14 protein-coding genes are annotated in these 17,608 nt (G+C 39.3%); 4 read left to right on the plus strand and 10 right to left on the minus strand.

Annotated elements, in window-relative coordinates; all coding sequences use genetic code 11:
- Positions 1 to 2: 2 nt before the first annotated feature.
- On the plus strand, positions 3 to 866 hold the full coding sequence (locus tag E5342_RS00265; RefSeq protein WP_121734763.1) for a LicD family protein: 864 nt from the start codon (positions 3 to 5) through the stop codon (positions 864 to 866).
- Between the two features lie 43 nt (positions 867 to 909).
- Here E5342_RS00265 and E5342_RS00270 read toward each other — a convergent pair whose 3' ends face one another.
- From E5342_RS00270 to E5342_RS00295, 6 genes are all read right to left on the minus strand, one after another.
- A complete protein-coding gene (locus E5342_RS00270; RefSeq protein WP_135958555.1) occupies positions 910 to 1,989 on the minus strand; it encodes a glycosyltransferase family 4 protein in 1,080 nt (359 codons plus the stop codon).
- Positions 1,986 to 3,209 carry a glycosyltransferase family 4 protein gene (locus tag E5342_RS00275; protein ID WP_135958556.1) on the minus strand — a complete coding sequence of 408 codons (1,224 nt, stop codon included), beginning with the start codon at positions 3,207 to 3,209 and terminating at the stop codon, positions 1,986 to 1,988. Before E5342_RS00275 ends, E5342_RS00270 begins: the two co-directional genes overlap by 4 nt.
- On the minus strand, positions 3,187 to 4,092 hold the full coding sequence (locus E5342_RS00280; protein ID WP_236651329.1) for an O-antigen ligase domain-containing protein: 906 nt from the start codon (positions 4,090 to 4,092) through the stop codon (positions 3,187 to 3,189). The genes E5342_RS00275 and E5342_RS00280 overlap by 23 nt, the downstream gene beginning before the upstream one ends.
- Before the next feature lie 729 nt (positions 4,093 to 4,821).
- Positions 4,822 to 6,084, minus strand: coding sequence for an oligosaccharide flippase family protein (locus tag E5342_RS00285; RefSeq protein ID WP_135958557.1), 1,263 nt, complete (start codon positions 6,082 to 6,084; stop codon positions 4,822 to 4,824).
- A gap of 9 nt (positions 6,085 to 6,093) precedes the next feature.
- Positions 6,094 to 7,206: an NAD/NADP octopine/nopaline dehydrogenase family protein gene (locus E5342_RS00290; RefSeq protein ID WP_135958558.1), complete on the minus strand. Its 1,113-nt coding sequence runs from the start codon at positions 7,204 to 7,206 to the stop codon at positions 6,094 to 6,096.
- Between the two features lie 4 nt (positions 7,207 to 7,210).
- A complete protein-coding gene (locus tag E5342_RS00295) occupies positions 7,211 to 9,031 on the minus strand; it encodes an aminotransferase class I/II-fold pyridoxal phosphate-dependent enzyme (RefSeq protein WP_121734758.1) in 1,821 nt (606 codons plus the stop codon).
- Between the two features lie 236 nt (positions 9,032 to 9,267).
- On the opposite strand from E5342_RS00295, the gene E5342_RS00300 reads away from it, so the two are divergent.
- The gene (locus E5342_RS00300) at positions 9,268 to 10,584 is read left to right on the plus strand and encodes a UDP-glucose dehydrogenase family protein (RefSeq protein WP_121734757.1); all 1,317 of its coding nucleotides are present in this window, start codon (positions 9,268 to 9,270) and stop codon (positions 10,582 to 10,584) included.
- A 3-nt stretch (positions 10,585 to 10,587) separates the two neighbouring features.
- On the opposite strand, the gene E5342_RS00305 is transcribed toward E5342_RS00300, so the two are convergent.
- Positions 10,588 to 11,832: a metallophosphoesterase family protein gene (locus tag E5342_RS00305; RefSeq protein WP_121734756.1), complete on the minus strand. Its 1,245-nt coding sequence runs from the start codon at positions 11,830 to 11,832 to the stop codon at positions 10,588 to 10,590.
- Between the two features lie 251 nt (positions 11,833 to 12,083).
- Positions 12,084 to 14,573, minus strand: a complete 2,490-nt coding sequence (gene feoB, locus E5342_RS00315; RefSeq protein WP_135958559.1) for a ferrous iron transport protein B — start codon at positions 14,571 to 14,573, stop codon at positions 12,084 to 12,086.
- Positions 14,574 to 14,814: 241 nt separating this feature from the next.
- On the opposite strand from feoB, the gene E5342_RS19545 reads away from it, so the two are divergent.
- Both E5342_RS19545 and E5342_RS00325 read left to right on the plus strand, forming a co-directional pair.
- Positions 14,815 to 15,084 carry a hypothetical protein gene (locus E5342_RS19545; protein WP_236651328.1) on the plus strand — a complete coding sequence of 90 codons (270 nt, stop codon included), beginning with the start codon at positions 14,815 to 14,817 and terminating at the stop codon, positions 15,082 to 15,084.
- Between the two features lie 36 nt (positions 15,085 to 15,120).
- The gene (locus E5342_RS00325) at positions 15,121 to 15,531 is read left to right on the plus strand and encodes a 2-amino-4-hydroxy-6-hydroxymethyldihydropteridine diphosphokinase (RefSeq protein ID WP_121734753.1); all 411 of its coding nucleotides are present in this window, start codon (positions 15,121 to 15,123) and stop codon (positions 15,529 to 15,531) included.
- Here E5342_RS00325 and E5342_RS00330 read toward each other — a convergent pair.
- Together E5342_RS00330 and E5342_RS00335 are read right to left on the minus strand one after the other, a co-directional pair.
- Positions 15,475 to 16,488, minus strand: a complete 1,014-nt coding sequence (locus E5342_RS00330; protein WP_121734752.1) for an SAM-dependent methyltransferase — start codon at positions 16,486 to 16,488, stop codon at positions 15,475 to 15,477. The two genes, E5342_RS00325 and E5342_RS00330, sit on opposite strands and share 57 nt — an antisense overlap.
- Positions 16,472 to 17,605, minus strand: a complete 1,134-nt coding sequence (locus tag E5342_RS00335; protein ID WP_121734751.1) for a glycosyltransferase family 1 protein — start codon at positions 17,603 to 17,605, stop codon at positions 16,472 to 16,474. The genes E5342_RS00330 and E5342_RS00335 overlap by 17 nt, the downstream gene beginning before the upstream one ends.
- Positions 17,606 to 17,608: the final 3 nt, after the last annotated feature.

A 17,608-nucleotide genomic window follows, 5' to 3' on the forward strand; every position in this document is an offset into this window, starting at 1 on the left:
TTATGAGTGTAGTTGATTTCTCGAAACTATATCCTGACAATCGTCAAGAAGGAGAAACCGTATTGCGTCAAGCGCAATTAGTGATGTTGAGGATGCTTAAGATTATTGATTATATATGTCGAAAGCATGATATTTCTTATTGGATGTGTTCGGGTACCTTGTTAGGTGCGGTTCGCCATAAAGGTTTCATTCCTTGGGATGATGATTTGGATATCTGTATGATTCGTGAAGATTATGAGCGTTTTGTAAAGATTGCTGTGAATGAGTTTCCAGAAGATATGATGTTGCAGACCAGAGAGACTGATCCTCATTACCATTATTTGCCTTTACCTTGTAAGGTAAGGGACAAGAAAAGCTTTATATTATCTCCGGGATATGAGGATGAAGAGTGCGAAAAGGGATTGTTTATAGATATATTTCCTATGGATCGTTATCATAAGCAAAAATTACCCTTTGTGTTTGAGAAAATGGTGAAGGCCTATAATACGTTTATATGCAAGAGCTTGGATGCGATATATTTCAAGGATGAGTCTATTGATAAAAAAATATTGGCTTTTTTTCATCCTGTATTCCATAAACTGGTTCTTCAATATATGAAATTAGCGAAGAAGCTCATTGATAAGAATCGGGGATTAGGTACAGACTGTCGCCTTGGTCATGGTTTTGATACCTTGTGGAAAAGATATCTTCGATTTGACGATATCTTTCCTGTGGTAGAGATAGACTTTGAGGATTCAAAGTTTTTTGCGCCTCATAGACCTGATGTATATTTAACGACATTATATGGCCCTAATTATATGACTCCACCTCCTGAGAAGCTGCGTTTGGCTGCGCAACATGCTCATGAAATAAAGCCGATTATATAGAAATATCCCTCAAAATAACTAAATAGTATTTTGAGGGATATTTTTATATCTTGTCAAAGATTGTAGTTACTTTGTCGCTGACATTCTGCCACGTATACTCGTGGAGTGGATAGTCTACTCTGGTAAATTCTTGAGCCAGTTTTTGTTTTATGTGCTTAGATAAATCCAAAGCACTCCCTGTTTTGAAATAGTCCCCTGGATTTAGCTCAAGTAGTTTATTAGCGGGTATATCACTTGCCAATATAGGTAGATGATAACTCATAGCTTCTAAAAGCACTAATGGGAAGCCTTCATTATAAGAAGGTAATACAAAGAGTCTGGCATGGGAGTATAATTGCCTTAGAAATTCTCCATCCACATATCCGGGCATGATTACATTCTGTTTTTGGGCTCTTTTACTGATCTCGGACGAATAGGAGGAGCTATGGTCTACTCCTCCAGCTAAAACGAGCTTGAAGTCATGAGGTAAAGATCGTACGTAGCTATCAATGAGATAATCAAATCCTTTCTCCTGTGTAATACGTCCAACTGCTAAAATGTATTTTTGAGGTTGTAACCCTAGTTTCTCTATATAATCAGTCCTTGTCGCTAGTTGCTTGCGATATACTCCATTCGGAATATAAGTGGATTTACGCTGAATTTTATCATTGAAAAGACACATTTGCTTTTTATTGACAAAGATTACGGCAGTGGAACCATTAACAGCTATCCATTCGCTGAATTTTAATATTTTTCGGGATATGTAATTCCATTTCTTATGTTCATAGTTTGCGCTATGATACGTAAGGACAACTTTTAACCCAGCGAGTTTAAGGAGTGGTATGAACATTCCGGGACCAATGTTATGGATATGTACGATATCCGGTCTCTTAACAATACAATATATGGTGCACAAGAATGAATGGAAAAAAGGCTCAAACCCTTTTATACGTGTAGAAGGTAGATCTATGAATTGGATACCTTTATATACTTTTTCCGCATTTTTCTTTAAGAATGGAATCCTCCTGAATATAGAAATGTTATATTTAGAAGTCAGTTCCGGATAAAGTTGCTCACAATGTTTCTCTACGCCTCCTTGTACATTTGGAAAACCTCTTGTTCCAAATACATAAACATTTTTCATCGCTTATTCTGATCGATAATGAGTTGATAGTTTTTGATGAGTCTTTGATAATGGTTTTCTTCCGAGAAGTTATCCATCGCGAATTTCTGTGCCTCATCCGACATTCTCGCATATTCTTCCTCAGATATAGAACAAGCCTTTGTAATCGTTTCTTTTAGATCATCGGATGATTTTGGCTTGAATGTATATCCGGTTTTGTTTTCAATAATCAGCTCTGGTATTCCTCCCAAATTACTGCCAATGACAGGAGTTCCTATCATATAGGATTCAATGATTGTCATCGGGTTATTCTCATAGCATTCGGATGAGACTACAACAAAAGAGGCTTTGTGGATAAGTTCCCGCAGTTCTTCTCCTTGTTTGAATCCTAGAAACTCTGCGTTTGGAGGGCTTTGAGACTTTAGTTGCTCCAATAAAGGTCCGGTTCCGGCTAATTTTAATTTTATATCAGGAACTTGCTCGATCGCATTCAATAAGGTGAGGATACCCTTTTCCTCGGATATTCTTCCAAAGAAAAAGATATAATCTCCTTTTGTTGAGCTGTAATCTTTTACCTTCGGGGTAAAATTGTACAAATAGGTACATTTATCCTTGAATCGGTTCTCTACTTGAATATGCTTATTCATCGAGAATTTGCTGACAAATATAAATCGATTGATGTAATCGATCGGAGAATAGAATTTTGATCGGAAATAACTATCCATACTCAACATGAAACTGTTGATGAGGTTACCTTTTGAGCATTTGTGTGTTATGCAATTGTAGTAATTCCCGGTCTTACAACGCTCACAAAAATTCCTTTTTCCATCTGTGAATGTGTATGCAGGACAGACTAAACGATAGTCGTGGACACTCATGATAATAGGAATATTGTATTTCTTGAGGATTGGTAAGATCGATACAGACATACTATTAAACATCAGATGTATGTGCGCTACATCCGGTTTTTCCTTTTGGATCAACTTCTCTAATTTACGTGCGGCTTCTTTATTATAGATGAAAGCCGGTAAATTCTTTATTTTTTTTGGTAGAGAAGACTCCGATAGTTCAGGATAGTCTACAAAATACGACTCATAAGGAGAAGGTTCGTTCTTCTTATTCTTAAGACTGAATGGGATAACTGTGTGCCCATGTCTCTCGAGGAGCTGGATTGTGTTGAAAAAGACGGTTTCAGCACCTCCCTTTTTGAAAAAATATTTATTTATCTGAAGTATTTTCATCTTGTAACTCTTTTGTATTTGGATGAATTTCATCTGTCACTCCGTTCTTCAAATCTGATAATATTAAACCTAATAACATAAGGACAAAAAAGCCTCTATGCGTTGTAAATGTTGAGTCGGTAGTACCTTCAATGATAAAGAAACCAATGATCATCAATACCATAGATAAACACTTCATGTTATAAGTCTTCTTATGAAATTTTATCGCCTTCGTTAAAATATAAACCCAAAACGTGATGTATAAGATAATCCCTACAATACCGAATTGGGCTAAAGAGGGGTAATAAGTATCTGCTATATAATTGTAAAAATCTTTACTCATGCCCCATACCCCGTCAATTCCATATTTCGAATAGATATTTGAATAATATACTCCCGAAGAAAATGTCCCGAAGCTGGCAAACCCGCTACCGAACGGGAAATAATCAATTAATATTTGTGGGGCAGTTGTATATAGGACATAGCGGGCGATCATATCTTTGTCCACCTCACTTGTTAAAGTTTGATAGAAATAGAAATATATTTTTTCCTTAGCAACGAACAAAATTGCGATGATCATAAATAATAGGATCGTTATGTTTTTGGCATCTAATTTAAATTGTTTGATATTAGAAAAATAGAATGTGATAAATGCTGTAAGAGCAAAAAAACCATAGAATTTAGATCTACTAGAGATTAAACCTATAGATAATAAAGCGATGAATGTGATTTTTTCTAGATTGGTGAATTTACTACAATATAAATAACAAAAAGAAACACATATTACGGCTGCGGCATAATAAGTGGGATGTCCCATTAGGTTAAACAAAATTCTTGGTTTAACAATTGTTCCTAATCCTATTGAAAGTAGCAGAAGCCAAAATATAAGACAAATAGATTTCATGATATTTTTTTGGGAATCACTGAATCTTGGCATCATTGAATATACACAGAAAAAAGCGAGATAAGGCTTTATCTGAATTAACATATCTGATATGATTGCCGTTTTTGTATTACTACCAATGTATAAAGAGTAGCAAAAGTAGAATAAGAATATACCAATGGTTGTTAAGAAACCCTTGTTAAAGTTCCAGTCCGATGTGGAAAATAGATATATGCTAAAGAGGATAAATAGGAATAAGGCACAAATTTCATCTGTATAATCAAAACCAATGGCATCGTATAATAATATACCAAAAGTCAAGGTTAAAATAAGCAGATTGAAAAAGTGTTTATTAATCAAATATTGTATCATGCTTTAATAAGAATACGCTGAGTAACTTGTATATGTTTTATTAAAAAACAAAGTTATAATTTATTCTTGGAATTAACCATGTATTGTTATCCTTTTTGCATTTATTTGCTTTTTTCTATGTTGAAAAACGCTTGAAGATTGGTCTTTACTATTTGTCCGATATGGATCACTCTATATATTCGGGCTTCCTTTGATGACAAGCTTTTCTGTAGGTTTTATCAGTGTGTGACAAGTAAGCCAGGAGAGTCGTGAGTTTATTGACAAGTGAAATTGTTTAACTGCCCGAAAAATGACAGGTGATTTTAAGAATGGACAAGATATCTTACTTTGCTAAGTATATATTCTCTGAATACAGGCTTTTTCTATTCAATAAGGATGTCAAGTGTCAGAATTTTTTGTGTTTTTGAAAAGCTTGAATTTACATACACCTTTAATACGAAAAAGGATGAGAAGCGTCTCGGACAATACTACCATCATGGCTACTGTAATGGGAGAGATCATTCCCATAATGTAGAGAATGGCTAATCCTGTGATGTGGACAGCCGAAGTGGCCATAACCGTGTAGTTCGTATATAACGGATATCCCATGGCTGCCAAGAAAGGATAGCCTAGGAGCATGGAGGGCATCGTGACAAAACATGCGCACAATAACGTGCGGAAAACTTCTAAGATATTTGAATCGGCTGTACCGTAAACGATCTGTAACATATAAGTAGATAAGAAGAGGGCGGCAGTCACGCAAAAAAAGTTTGCAAATGTAATCCAGTAGAATATTTTCTTGAAGAAGGATACATTGCGGCTTTTTGCTATGTGCGGAAACAATACACCTGTGAAGGGGGATAGTAATTGGTTGTAGGCTTGGTATAGTTTCTCGGCGGCCGAATAATATCCGACAGCGGTGTTTCCGCCCACTAATCCAAGCAAGAAAGAGTTGCTGGTAGTGAACAAGGAAGTGGACAGTCGGGAAAGAAAATAAGTGGAACTTTCTTTCAGTGCATTCTTAATTTGGCTGGACGAGGTGATGTACCAGCGCATTTTCATCTTTACATATATGATATATAGGCTTACGAGTCCTGCGAGTATGAATCCGGTACTATAACATATCGGTACGTATAGGTAATCTTCCGGCTTTCGTATGAAAATAAAAAAGGGAATGAAGCTGAGCGATTTTGCCACGATATTGAACACGGTGATGTATTTCATGTTTTCCATGCCTTGGAAGAACCACATGGGAAACATGACGTTGCCAAGGATGATGCCGAAATACAGCAGATAGAGGGAGGAGTCTATCTTGAATTTGTCGACACACGAGACCAAGGCTAATAAAAACAGGAAGCTGATGACGCATAGGATGAAACGTCCGATCATGGCACTGTTCAGATAGGTATTGATCTTCTGTAGGTCGCTCCTGTGTTCGGAGATGTATTTGGTGGCGGACAAATTAAAACCAAAGTCCGTAAACATGACAAAATATTGCATCAATGAGTAGCCAAAGGTAGCTAGTCCATACCTTTCCACCCCCAGCACCCTGAATAAGTAAGGAAAAGATAATAGGGGCAATAGATAATTCACTCCTTGGAGCAAAACCAAGGAGATGAAGTTTATGACCATAGGATTCTTGAATCTCTTCTTTATATCCATTCTTATATATTAAAGATTATATAAGTCATCAAGTGTGTTTATATTGAAATTTTGAATAACTCCCGATTCTCCTATATCCTTGCCTTTCAATGTTCCGGCGATGAGGTATTGTTTTCTCATTCGTTCTTGTATCCAAAGGATCACTTGGTCAATCATGGGGGTATCTTCCTTTAGCAAGTTTCCCAAAGATTTGATGATGAGCAAGCCAAAGGGTATGTCTTCCGTAAAGTAACGATTTGTATAATCAACCTTGAATCTGTCTCCTTGGGCTACCATTGCCATCTTGATTCCTTTGAACGCCTCGATTGATCGGATCTTCCTTGTCAGTGACGTTACATCTTCCGATTCGTAGTATTGGAGCAATGAGGGAATCTCTTCTTGGTGGATGGGGAGCCGTGAAAGGATCCGTTGGAATTCGGAATCGCATTCGATCAAGACTTCAGAACTTCTATCATCCCATTCCTCGTAGAATAGGAATTCTTTGTCGTAAGTATCTGTGTCGAACGGTGATAGCATTCCATAGATGCGGGATGGATGCAATAGGGGGTTACTGTTTGTCAACGTGGCTTCCAGGTAATGTCCCAATGCGATTGTCGGAGTTTCTAATGCTTTTGAGAAAAAAGAGGTCAACTCCTCCAGGTCGCTATTGCTGTTTCCTCCTATTTTTAACATTGATTTGTATCCTTTCAGTTCTGCGCTCCGTCCGTATTCCCTTACCCTGCTGATATAGGGTACTCGTTGGAAACCGAATAGCCGTTGTTCTTTGCCAAGCTCATGGCAGGCCATCCAGAAAAAGCCGCCACTGCTAATGACGGATCCTATCTCTGTACCAGGGCTCACGTAAGGGGCGATGGCGTGGAGTGTTTGCTGAATGAGGTAACCGGGAACACATAAAAGGATGATGTCCGCAGAGGGGATTACTTCTTCAGGTCGATCAGATATTTGAGTTATCTCTCCATTTATGGTGACTTGATTGCAATCCTCTACAAGGATGTGCTTAGACCATCGTGCAGGATGTCCGGTCAATAGATGGACTTGATAACCATTCTTGCTGATTTTTGCGGCTAAAGTATGCCCTAAGCCTCCTCCTCCACAAATACATACAGTATGATAATTACGCATATATTTACTTGTTTAGTTGTAATAAAGCCTCTACTAACCGATCATTCTCCTCTTGGTTGCGAATGGCTATCCGGACGTACTGCATCCCTTTGAATCCGGCTTTTGTTGCGCAATTTTTTATGAGGATATTGCTTCTCTCCAATAGAAAACTACAAAGTTCTTCGGTTGTATAGTAGTCAATTACCTCACAAAGGAAATAATTGGCAGCCGAAGGGATTACCCTCAGGAAAGATACTTCCTTCAGCCTAGAGAGAAAACGTTCCCTTTCTTTTTGGAACTTGATGCATGCCTTTTCGTAATCTTCCTTGTGTTTTATGAAAATCTGCATGTAAAACTCGGCGAAGGAGTTTATATTCCAAATCGAGATCTCCTTCTTCAATGAACAGATCAATTCCTTGTCGCCAGATGCAAGAAATCCGAGCCTCAACCCTGGTACTCCATACGACTTGGATATGCTTTTTATTGTGATTAAGTGAGGATTCGCATCCAATATCTCCTTGTTTAGTAGAGAGAGTTTATTGTCTGGTTTGGCGAAGTCGAGGAACGATTCATCAATAATGATCCTTATATTGTTTGACTTGCTCCATTCGATCAAGGAGATCAATTCGGCTTTAGACAGTAGATTACCTGATGGATTATCTGGATTAATTATCAAGAGCTGCTTGATGGATTTCTTGCTGAAATAAGAAATGACATCAGAAGCCGTATAAGAAAAATCTCGATTGTTGGGAGTGAAATATTCCAGTTCTTTAGGATCCAGCCTGTTTGGATATTCTTCGAAAGTAGGCAGGATCACTCCGGTCTTACCTTTTGCTGGTGAGGTTCTCAAGAAGCAACTGATCAATTCTGCCGCTCCATTCCCTACGATGATTTGCTCTGGTGAGATTTCCGCATAACGGGCGGCTAATAGTGCGTTCACTTGCATTCCTGAGGGATATTCGGCCAATAGCGTATCGAAATTAACCCTCATCTCGTCTTTAAGGCGGCTATTTGGAAAATAGGGGTTTACTAAGTAGCAGAAATCCAGTAACATAGGGAAACGCCAATATCCACCAAACCGTTTGCTGTATAAGGTTAACGCTTGTTTTCCTTCAGAAAACAGAGCTTCTGCATTATGCAAATCTTGCTGATCGTCAATCTCGTACCATTTTTCCGAACCTATATTCAAAGCTTTGAGATCCGGTTTGTTTAATAGAGAAATTACTTTCAGCACTTGCTCGTAGTACTCTTTATTACCTAAAGCTTTGCAGTAGGCTTCCAGAAAAGGCACGTACTTGTTCGTGGAAAATTCCTTACTGAATTTGTAAATATTTACAGTCTTGTAATAGGTATCTTGGTGGTTGAACTCGAACGCTTTCTTGGAGATGAAGTTCAGGATATTATTCTCTTCGTCCAAGGTGACCACTGTTCCGTCCATCCAGCTTTGGTATTTGGTTACAACCGCAACGTTAGGATTGGGGTCGGCCACCAATTTTTTAAGGATATCATCCGCAAAGATCAAGTCTGATTCAAGGAGGAGAGTTTCTTGTTCTACCAAATAATTTTTCGCCAGATAAAGAGAGTATATATTGTTAGTCTTGTCATATACCTGATTCTCGATATATAAGATAGGTGTATTATCGATCCTGTCGCCTATCAAGGCTCTTACTTTGTCTCCCTTGTATCCAATGACAAGTATGATACGGCTTATACCCAGCTCACTTAATTGTTTTATCATGCGTTCGATCAGGGTTTGCTCGTGTACCTTGATCATGCACTTTGTGTTCTCCCTGGTCAATTCGCCAAGGCGTTTACCCATTCCTGCTGCTAATATTATCGCTTGCATAAAAATCTTTTTGTTTTAAAGATGCACCGGCTGCAGTAAACGCTGCAAAACACATCCTAATTATTGAGCCGGATACTTTTTCTTTTAAAAGAACGTTTAAACCTTGTTTTATTGTATGAAGTACCGTCCTTTTTTATCCTTTCATTAAAATGTCGTCAAAGTTATGTATAATTCTTGGATTAATCGTACTTTTGTATCTCTTTAAAGTACGTGTGAAACATAAGTAATAGATATAAATGAAAATAGCGATTGTAGGTACAGGCTATGTCGGGCTGGTAACGGGTACTTGTTTTGCGGAAATGGGGACTGAGGTCTTTTGTGTGGACGTGGATAAGGCAAAGATTGAGAATTTAAAAAAAGGCGTAGTTCCTATCTATGAACCGGGGCTAGACGAGATGGTGGCACGCAATTTCCAAGCAGGTCGTCTTCATTTTATGACTGATTTAAAAGAATGTTTGAATGAGGTCGAGGTGTTGTTTTGTGCGGTTGGTACACCTCCCGATGAAGATGGTAGCGCAGACTTGAAGTATGTGCTTGAGGTTGCCCGTACGGTAGGACGCTATATGAATAAATATATCTTGGTTGTTACGAAAAGTACGGTTCCGGTAGGTACTGCCCAGAAGATCAAGAAAGCGATTAAAGAGGAACAAGCTTTGCGGGATGTGAGTATTGAATTTGATATCGCTTCTAATCCGGAATTCTTGAAAGAAGGTGCGGCTATCAAGGATTTTATGAGTCCGGACCGAGTTGTTGTCGGGGTTGAGTCTGAACGTGCCCAAAAGTTGATGTCGAAATTATACCGTCCGTTCTTGTTAAATAATTTCCGGGTAATTTTTATGGATGTCCCTTCCGCTGAAATGACGAAATATGCGGCGAACGCTATGCTTGCGACTCGTATTAGCTTTATGAATGATATCGCTAATCTGTGCGAGATCGTGGGGGCAGATGTGAATATGGTGCGTAAAGGTATTGGTACGGATGCCCGTATAGGTAGCCGTTTTTTATATGCGGGTTGTGGTTATGGTGGATCTTGTTTTCCAAAAGACGTAAAGGCGCTTGTGAAGACCGCAGCTAATAGTGGTTATCAAATGCGTATCCTAGAAGCGGTGGAAATCGTAAATGAGGAGCAGAAATCGATATTGTTCCGTAAATTAATGAAACATTTTAGAGGAGATATACAAGGTAAGCGAATCGCTTTATGGGGATTGGCATTTAAACCGGAAACGGATGATATGCGAGAGGCTCCTTCACTAATCTTAATCAAAAAGTTGAAAGAAGCGGGATGTATAGTTTCTGCTTATGATCCGGTTGCTATTCCCGAGGCTCAAAGACGTTTACCCGCTGGGATGATTTCATACGGTAAAGATATTTATGAGACTGTGATAGATGCAGACGCACTGTTGCTTGTTACGGAATGGAAAGAGTTTCGTATGCCCTCTTGGTCTGTTATTAAGAAATTGATGTCCACGCCTTTAATTTTAGACGGACGCAATATTTATGATAAGACAGAGTTAGAGGAAGCCGGCTTTACCTATCATTGTATAGGTCGATAAATTTTAATTATATGAGATTGTATGAATCTCCGGATAGTTACGATCATTAGAAGGTTTATAGGCACCGAAGTAGGTGATGTAAATCTTCTTTTCTTTTGTGTCTACAGCATAAATACAAAAACTGTTACTTGATAGGCTATCCTCTTCTCGTATAACCTTATTGTATATCAATCCTTTTTCACTTGGAGCTTGATTGGTACAAAGGATCATTTTTTGCGGAACAAGTTTTGTACTTTCATTTTCTAATCCAGTCACGTCAAAATAGGCATTGCAGTGGATATGTCCACCTAGATAGCAGATAAATTCTCCTTTGCGATCACTGAAATCTGCCTTGACATTGATGGAGGCTAGGTCGATTTGATTTGGATATATTTTTTCTAATGAGGAACGAGTACGAAAAGCTTCGATGATTTCGGGAATCATATTCCACGCATGGACGTAATCCCCATCACATAAATAGGTATCGTTATTTACACTACGGCGTTGAAATGGATAATGAGTTAAGATAATAACGCTATGATGGTCTGTCATACCATTTTTCAATGCAGTGTTTATAAGCCAGTCTATTTGTTTCTGTGAGAAATATGCGTAAGATAAGGTATTATATTGGGATGCTGGTTGGTCTAACATATCAAGGGCAATGAAGCGGATTGTTCCTCCTTGAGGGTTTGGCAGATCTGAGTAATAATAATTCTCAGAACTGTTTCGGTTCATCGAATAGTTACTGTTACTGAATAATAATTCATTGATTTCATTTTTGTATAAGAAAGTGTTACCTACCTCTTCTTCGGAATTACTGTCGTGGTTCCCTGTACAAATAAAAGTGGGGATATGATTTTCGTCATAAAGGTAATGAAGAAATGAACGCATATATTCTTTCGCTTCCTTTTTCTTATCAATAGAAATAAAATCCCCAGTAGCGGTTATCGCATTGATTTGTAATTCTTGTTGATTTGCAAATTGGATAGATTGCCTTAAATTTATCGGTAACTCGTAATTATTGCTCGGAGACCAAGAGGATAAATGGGAATCCGAAATATGGACGATCTTAAAACGTTCATAACTTCCACTATCTGTTTTATTGTACATGATTTTTGCTAGCCTCTGAGCTGCAAGCTTATTATTTTCCCAATAAAAAGATTCATTCTCCCCGCTACGCAAGTTGAGGTTTTTCCAACCATCTTTACAGCCTGCTGATAAGATCAGTAGGATAAAAAGAGTATATATTTGTAAGGCCTTGTTATTCATAATCTATGGTGTATTAGAATAACGCAAATATAGGAAATATTTTGTTATTCTTTCATTCTAAACTTTTTTTTCAACGAACACCCACTACAACCGCTGCAAGGATCACTGGATTTTGGCTTCGTAAGCATTCGATAAACCTTATATGCGATATATCCGATAACCGAGATACCAATAACGCAAATTGCTATATCTTGCCACATACCTATAAATTTACCTTCTATATATTAACTAAATAAGACAGATGAAAGTTCTTAGCTGAATAAACCCACAAAGAAATTTCCCGTTTGATAAACGATGAAAGAAACGGTCCATGCTAGGACACAAGTATATACGATAACGAATATACCCCATTTCCATGAGCCAGACTCGTTGACAATAGCCGATATAGTGGCTATACACGGAAAATAAATCAAGACAAAAAGCATTAAGCTAATCGCTATGAGCGGTGTGAATATCAAATTATCTTCTGCGTTACGGTCTTGTTTCAAACGCTCCGACAACGCTTGGCTATCATCATCGGCATTCCCTGTGTATAATACGCTCAGCGTGCTGACAACAACTTCTTTCGCTGCCATACCGGTAAGTAAGCTTACACTCATTTTCCAGTCGAATCCTAAAGGAGCCAAGATCGGTTGAATTGTTTGGCCGATACGTCCGATATACGAATTCTGCTGATGGTCGATTGTCTTCAAGTGTTCTAACTTTTCTATCGTATCCGTTTTCTCTTGAGAATCCAATTCTGTATTTTCGATTTCCGCTATTTGGCGGTCAAACTGATCCCCGCTTTCCGAATGTCTGGGGAAATATCCAAAGAACCAAATGATGATAGAAGCGACTAAGATGATACCTCCCATCTTGTGCAAGTATTGTTTCGCTTTCTCCCACATATGGATCATGATGGATTTGCCGGTAGGCATCCGATAGGGGGGGAGTTCCATTACGAAAGGGACATCCTCTTCGTTAAATAGGAAGCGTTTGAAAAGACGAGCCATGATGACTGCCAGCAAGATTCCAGATACATATAAAGCTAATAATACAAAGCTGGCGTTCTTTGGGAAAAACGCCCCGGTCAACAATACATAAACCGGTAGGCGGGCACTACAGCTCATCAACGGATTAACCAACATTGTTATCATCCGGCTATTGCGGCTCTCTATCGTGCGGGAGGCCATGATAGCGGGTACATTACAACCGAATCCCATCACTAGGGGGATGAAAGATTTTCCGTGTAGTCCCATCTTATGCATGATTTTGTCCATGATAAAGGCCGCACGTGCCATATATCCGGAGTCTTCCATAAATGATATGAACATATACAGTATCAAGATATTTGGCAGGAACACGATAACACCTCCTACGCCACCGATGATACCATCCACCAGAAGATCTTTCAAAGGTCCTTCCGACATATAGCTGCGCACGAAATTACTGATCTCCTCGACCAATGCCTCTATCCATTCCATCGGATAGCCTCCCAAACGGAAAGTAGTCTCGAACATGATCCACATAAACAGGATAAAGATTGGGAAGCCTAGAACTTTATGTGTGACGAATAGATCGATGATTTGCGTACTCGTCGCCTCTTTGATCATATTTTGCTCGTAGGTCTCACGCAACGCTCCGGAAATAAAGCCATAACGGGCATTCGTGAATGCGGTCTCACAATCCTCTTGCAATAACTTTTCTATTTGGATGGTATTACGATCTCTTTCTTGAAAGATCGTTTCGGCACCGGGTAACGTTTTGATAAATGTCTCTACCTCTCGGTCTCCCTCTAATAACTTAATGGATAGATACCGCTTTGATAAGCTTTTGGGTATATCTACGCTATTTTTCAAGGTCTTCCTAACGTTGCTGATCCCTTTCTCTAAAGATTCTCCATAATTAATATGGATATGACGGATGACAGGATCTTCCTCTTCGTATACCTTGATTACACGGTTAAATAGATCCTCTATGCCAAAGCCTGTTTTACTTACGGTCGGAATAATGGGTGCTCCGATCATTTTTGCTAAGGACTCATGATCAAACTTATTTCCATGACGTTGCAACTCATCATACATATTGAGGGCGATCACCATACGAACGTCCATGTCGATCAGTTGGGAGGTCAAGTATAGGTTTCGCTCCAGATTGGATGCGTCAATAACATTGATCACCACATCCGGTTGCTCTTCATTCAAATGCTTGCGCACATATAATTCTTCTGGTGTGTAAGCGGATAGGGAGTAGGTTCCCGGTAAATCTACGATGCGGAATGTATAGCCATTCTGTTGGAAGGTTCCTTCCTTGGCATCTACGGTCACGCCGCTATAGTTACCCACATGCTCATGTGCTCCGGACGCAAAATTGAAAAGAGAGGTCTTTCCGCAGTTCGGATTTCCAACCAAGGCTACGTTAATCGTTTTCCCTTTATGTAATGCGATGGCTTGCAATTCATTGTCGGAAGGTAGGATAAAAGAGTCAGCGCTCCTGCTCGTATCTTGTATCGAGGTAGCTTGTTCCTTCTCGAAATCCGCCGCACTAACGACTTCGATTAATGTGGCGTCTGAGCGTCGCAATGAGACATCATATCCCATTACACGATAGTGAATAGGGTCCTTGAGCGGAGCGTTTTGTATAACAATCACTTCTTTCCCTCTGATAAATCCCATCTCGATAATGCGTTTACGGAAAGCTCCTCGACCCATTACCTTTACTATAACACCTTTATCGCCTGTGCGAAGTTCTGATAATCTCATGTCCTATTAAAATGTTACGCAAAGGTAGCTTGAAAACTTCGTACCACCAATACCAACTAATAGGTATTTTTTTGTTTCTAGGGGTTGTTTTTCGAGTATTTTATTTATGTTTGTGCTGCAAATTTCAACTTTAGACAAATGAAACTACGAATTGCTTTGTTCGCCACCTTATTGGTTCTTCTGTCAGCTTGTTTTACAGGCTGTAAAAAAGAATTGAAGGATTTCTCTTTTAGTTATAAGTATGGAAAGTGTAAATAAGTACAAGTTAATGGTTTTGTTTGATAGTGACGAGACATTCCGTATCGAGGAGTATAATTATTATATGGACAATTTCGCCAAGAAACGAGACCCTAAAATTATGGAGGGGACATTGACTGATGAGGAGTTTGCTTCCTTAAAACCGATTCTGCAAAAATGTAATTTCTTTAAGATGAAAGACTCTTATGGCTTTGAGAAGGAGACGAATTGGGATTTAGGGGATATCAGGTCTCATTTATCAATACATTCTTAAATAATCATAAGAATAACCAAATGCTTTTAGCCAGAAATGGAAAATAAACGGAACCGGGTCCTGTTGTGCTTAGGCTCTAATTGGGATAAAGAGAAAAATATGGAGTGTGCGGCGGAGATGCTGCGTGCTCATTTTGTTTTTATACGGTTTTCCCAGCCAGTTTATACGGAACCGATCGATTGCCCATTATCAACTACATTCTTGAATCGGGTAGCTGTTCTGTATAGCGAGGAGAATCCGGTGCAAATAAAGAATGTCTTGAAAGATATAGAGTACCGCATCGGACGTAGGCCGGAAGATAAATCCTGTGGGCGTGTGCCGATAGACATTGACTTATTGCAGTGGAACGACCTGGTCTTGAAAGCTGAGGACTTGACTCGCGGATATGTTCTAGACGGCATTCGCTCGCTCCTTACCGCAGGAGAGAATGATGAATGGTGCCAATAGAAAACCAAAGGAGCCGCTGTTGCGGATCAATGCGTTAATACTTTTGCATATCAAAGAAAGAATTGGATTGTTCCGGTCTGCGTTATAAAATCCTTTCTCTACTTTAAGCTTGAACTGGTAAGGTGCTAATAAATCCTCATAAGTCTGTATGGGAAGGATTCGCTCGGTCCAATTACCTGTAGCCGGATCGCAAGTATTGTAGGGGTCTTCCGGGATTGGTAGACTCTTTTCTTCAATCACTTTTTGGATATCGGGATAGGTCAAGCCTCTAGTCTGTCGGGCCCATGTCTCTACCTCTTCTTGGGAGAAATCCGGGCAAAGCTTTGTTATGAATTGCTCTCGTAAAGTATAATAGTTGGGGGATTCCAAAGATCCGTTTTCGCACCCGATCATCATCTTATGTAACCGTTGTTGGACATACGGGTTGAATGGGGTGGAGGCTGTCGTGAATAGTAGATACATGGAATTGTTTATATGGATTAAATCTTTGAAGAACAAAGACAAATCATAGACATGCTCTATCAGGTCCGTAGCGATTAAAAGCTGGGGACAAACTTTGTTCCCTGCGCACCAGTTCGCAAGAACATCAGAATTTCCATGGAGTATGATGTCAGGCCCTGTTCCTATTATTTGTTTCAATAGCTGAATCGTCTCCACGGAAGATGGGTTAAGATCAATATAAATAACTTGTCCTATCCCCATGGATTTCGCCAGGATACTAAGGAAGCCGGTTCCTCCTCCATAATCGATTAGCGTGACATCGGAGATTGGGGTCTGTATTGCTTGAAGTCCTCTTTGTAGGCAATCCGCATATATATGCATGAAATAGCTTAACGCCGGCTTTAAGTTGCCGATGTATCGCTTATTATAATCGCTGATCGGTAATTTGTTATAGTCGATCGCTTTCAAACGCTCGGTTAATGTATGTAATAAATCACTTCTATTCTCTTTCATCATATATCATCTTGTATAAACGTTTCCCCTGATCTTTATTGGAAAAAGTAGGGAACAATAATTGTTTTCGTTTATCTATCGCCTCTTTATCTATAGGGAGGGCCATTAATCGTTCACAAGTCCGTATCATCTCATCCGGCGTATCGGCGATATGGCACAAAGGATCTAATCCGCTACCAGCTAGCATGAGATGATTGACAATCGTATGCCTTCCGGCGAATAAGCTGTTCAAAAGCTTTAATTTTAAGCCGGTATCTTGAAATGTGATCAGCATATGGATCTGTGCGTTATGGATCAATTCGTCCATACGTACCTTACAGGGATTTGCTTCTACTATTATATGTGGGTAAAAGGCGGCCGCCTCTCGTATCAAACGGGTCGGGTTCATGCCCGCTATTATGCAGGTGTGTTTTAATTGGCTGAAAACATGCTTGATGAGAAATAACACGGCTCGCTCATTCTCGATAACGGATAGCTTGCCATGATATAAAATATAATCGGATTTCCCTGGTTCAGCCGTAACTTGGTTATTCTTGTGGAAACAAGGAACAAACTCGATTCTTTGATTGGGAAATTGCTTTCGTAAATAGTCTGCGTCTGTCGTGGATACGGCGATTATCAGATTTGCGCACCGTACTATTTTCTGATAGGCTTGGAAACGCATGGCCTCTATCCTAAAAAAGGCATTGCGAATCAATCCTTCGCCCGACTTTGCCAAGTGGCGATAATAATCATGCTCGATATTGCATTCCCGAAATATCTTCATCCGGTTTCTTAAACGGGGGTCGTTCATATAATAACAGGAGTGGAGCCCCTCAAATAAGATCGGATAATCATTTTGTAAGAGATTCTTGATCAAGCGATGATCTTTACGGCTATATACATTGTAAGGGAGCCATGTTAAATTAGCGATTACCCCGGTACGGCGTTTATAATAGAAAACCTTGTCGCAAATACTTTCTAATTCCGATGCGTGAGGACGTTCATATTCAAAGCAATGTAATATGAGTTTCACACCACAAGCACGCAAGGCTTCCAGTTTATAATACACATCAATAACCCCTCCGTAATTGGCGGGATAAGGTATATTGAACGATACTATGTTGAGGTATTTATCCATTTG

It is taken from the genome of Parabacteroides distasonis (assembly GCF_004793765.1).
Lineage (GTDB): Bacteria > Bacteroidota > Bacteroidia > Bacteroidales > Tannerellaceae > Parabacteroides > Parabacteroides distasonis_A.

What these genes read in the sequence shown, in the direction of transcription:
- E5342_RS00265 (WP_121734763.1), top strand. Translation starts at nt 3, where the DNA reads ATGAGTGTAGTTGATTTCTCGAAACTATATCCTGACAATCGTCAAGAA.
- E5342_RS00270 (WP_135958555.1), bottom strand. Translation starts at nt 1,989, where the DNA reads ATGAAAAATGTTTATGTATTTGGAACAAGAGGTTTTCCAAATGTACAA.
- E5342_RS00275 (WP_135958556.1), bottom strand. Translation starts at nt 3,209, where the DNA reads ATGAAAATACTTCAGATAAATAAATATTTTTTCAAAAAGGGAGGTGCT.
- E5342_RS00280 (WP_236651329.1), bottom strand. Translation starts at nt 4,092, where the DNA reads ATGAAATCTATTTGTCTTATATTTTGGCTTCTGCTACTTTCAATAGGA.
- E5342_RS00285 (WP_135958557.1), bottom strand. Translation starts at nt 6,084, where the DNA reads ATGGATATAAAGAAGAGATTCAAGAATCCTATGGTCATAAACTTCATC.
- E5342_RS00290 (WP_135958558.1), bottom strand. Translation starts at nt 7,206, where the DNA reads ATGCGTAATTATCATACTGTATGTATTTGTGGAGGAGGAGGCTTAGGG.
- E5342_RS00295 (WP_121734758.1), bottom strand. Translation starts at nt 9,031, where the DNA reads ATGCAAGCGATAATATTAGCAGCAGGAATGGGTAAACGCCTTGGCGAA.
- E5342_RS00300 (WP_121734757.1), top strand. Translation starts at nt 9,268, where the DNA reads ATGAAAATAGCGATTGTAGGTACAGGCTATGTCGGGCTGGTAACGGGT.
- E5342_RS00305 (WP_121734756.1), bottom strand. Translation starts at nt 11,832, where the DNA reads ATGAATAACAAGGCCTTACAAATATATACTCTTTTTATCCTACTGATC.
- feoB (WP_135958559.1), bottom strand. Translation starts at nt 14,573, where the DNA reads ATGAGATTATCAGAACTTCGCACAGGCGATAAAGGTGTTATAGTAAAG.
- E5342_RS19545 (WP_236651328.1), top strand. Translation starts at nt 14,815, where the DNA reads ATGGAAAGTGTAAATAAGTACAAGTTAATGGTTTTGTTTGATAGTGAC.
- E5342_RS00325 (WP_121734753.1), top strand. Translation starts at nt 15,121, where the DNA reads ATGGAAAATAAACGGAACCGGGTCCTGTTGTGCTTAGGCTCTAATTGG.
- E5342_RS00330 (WP_121734752.1), bottom strand. Translation starts at nt 16,488, where the DNA reads ATGATGAAAGAGAATAGAAGTGATTTATTACATACATTAACCGAGCGT.
- E5342_RS00335 (WP_121734751.1), bottom strand. Translation starts at nt 17,605, where the DNA reads ATGGATAAATACCTCAACATAGTATCGTTCAATATACCTTATCCCGCC.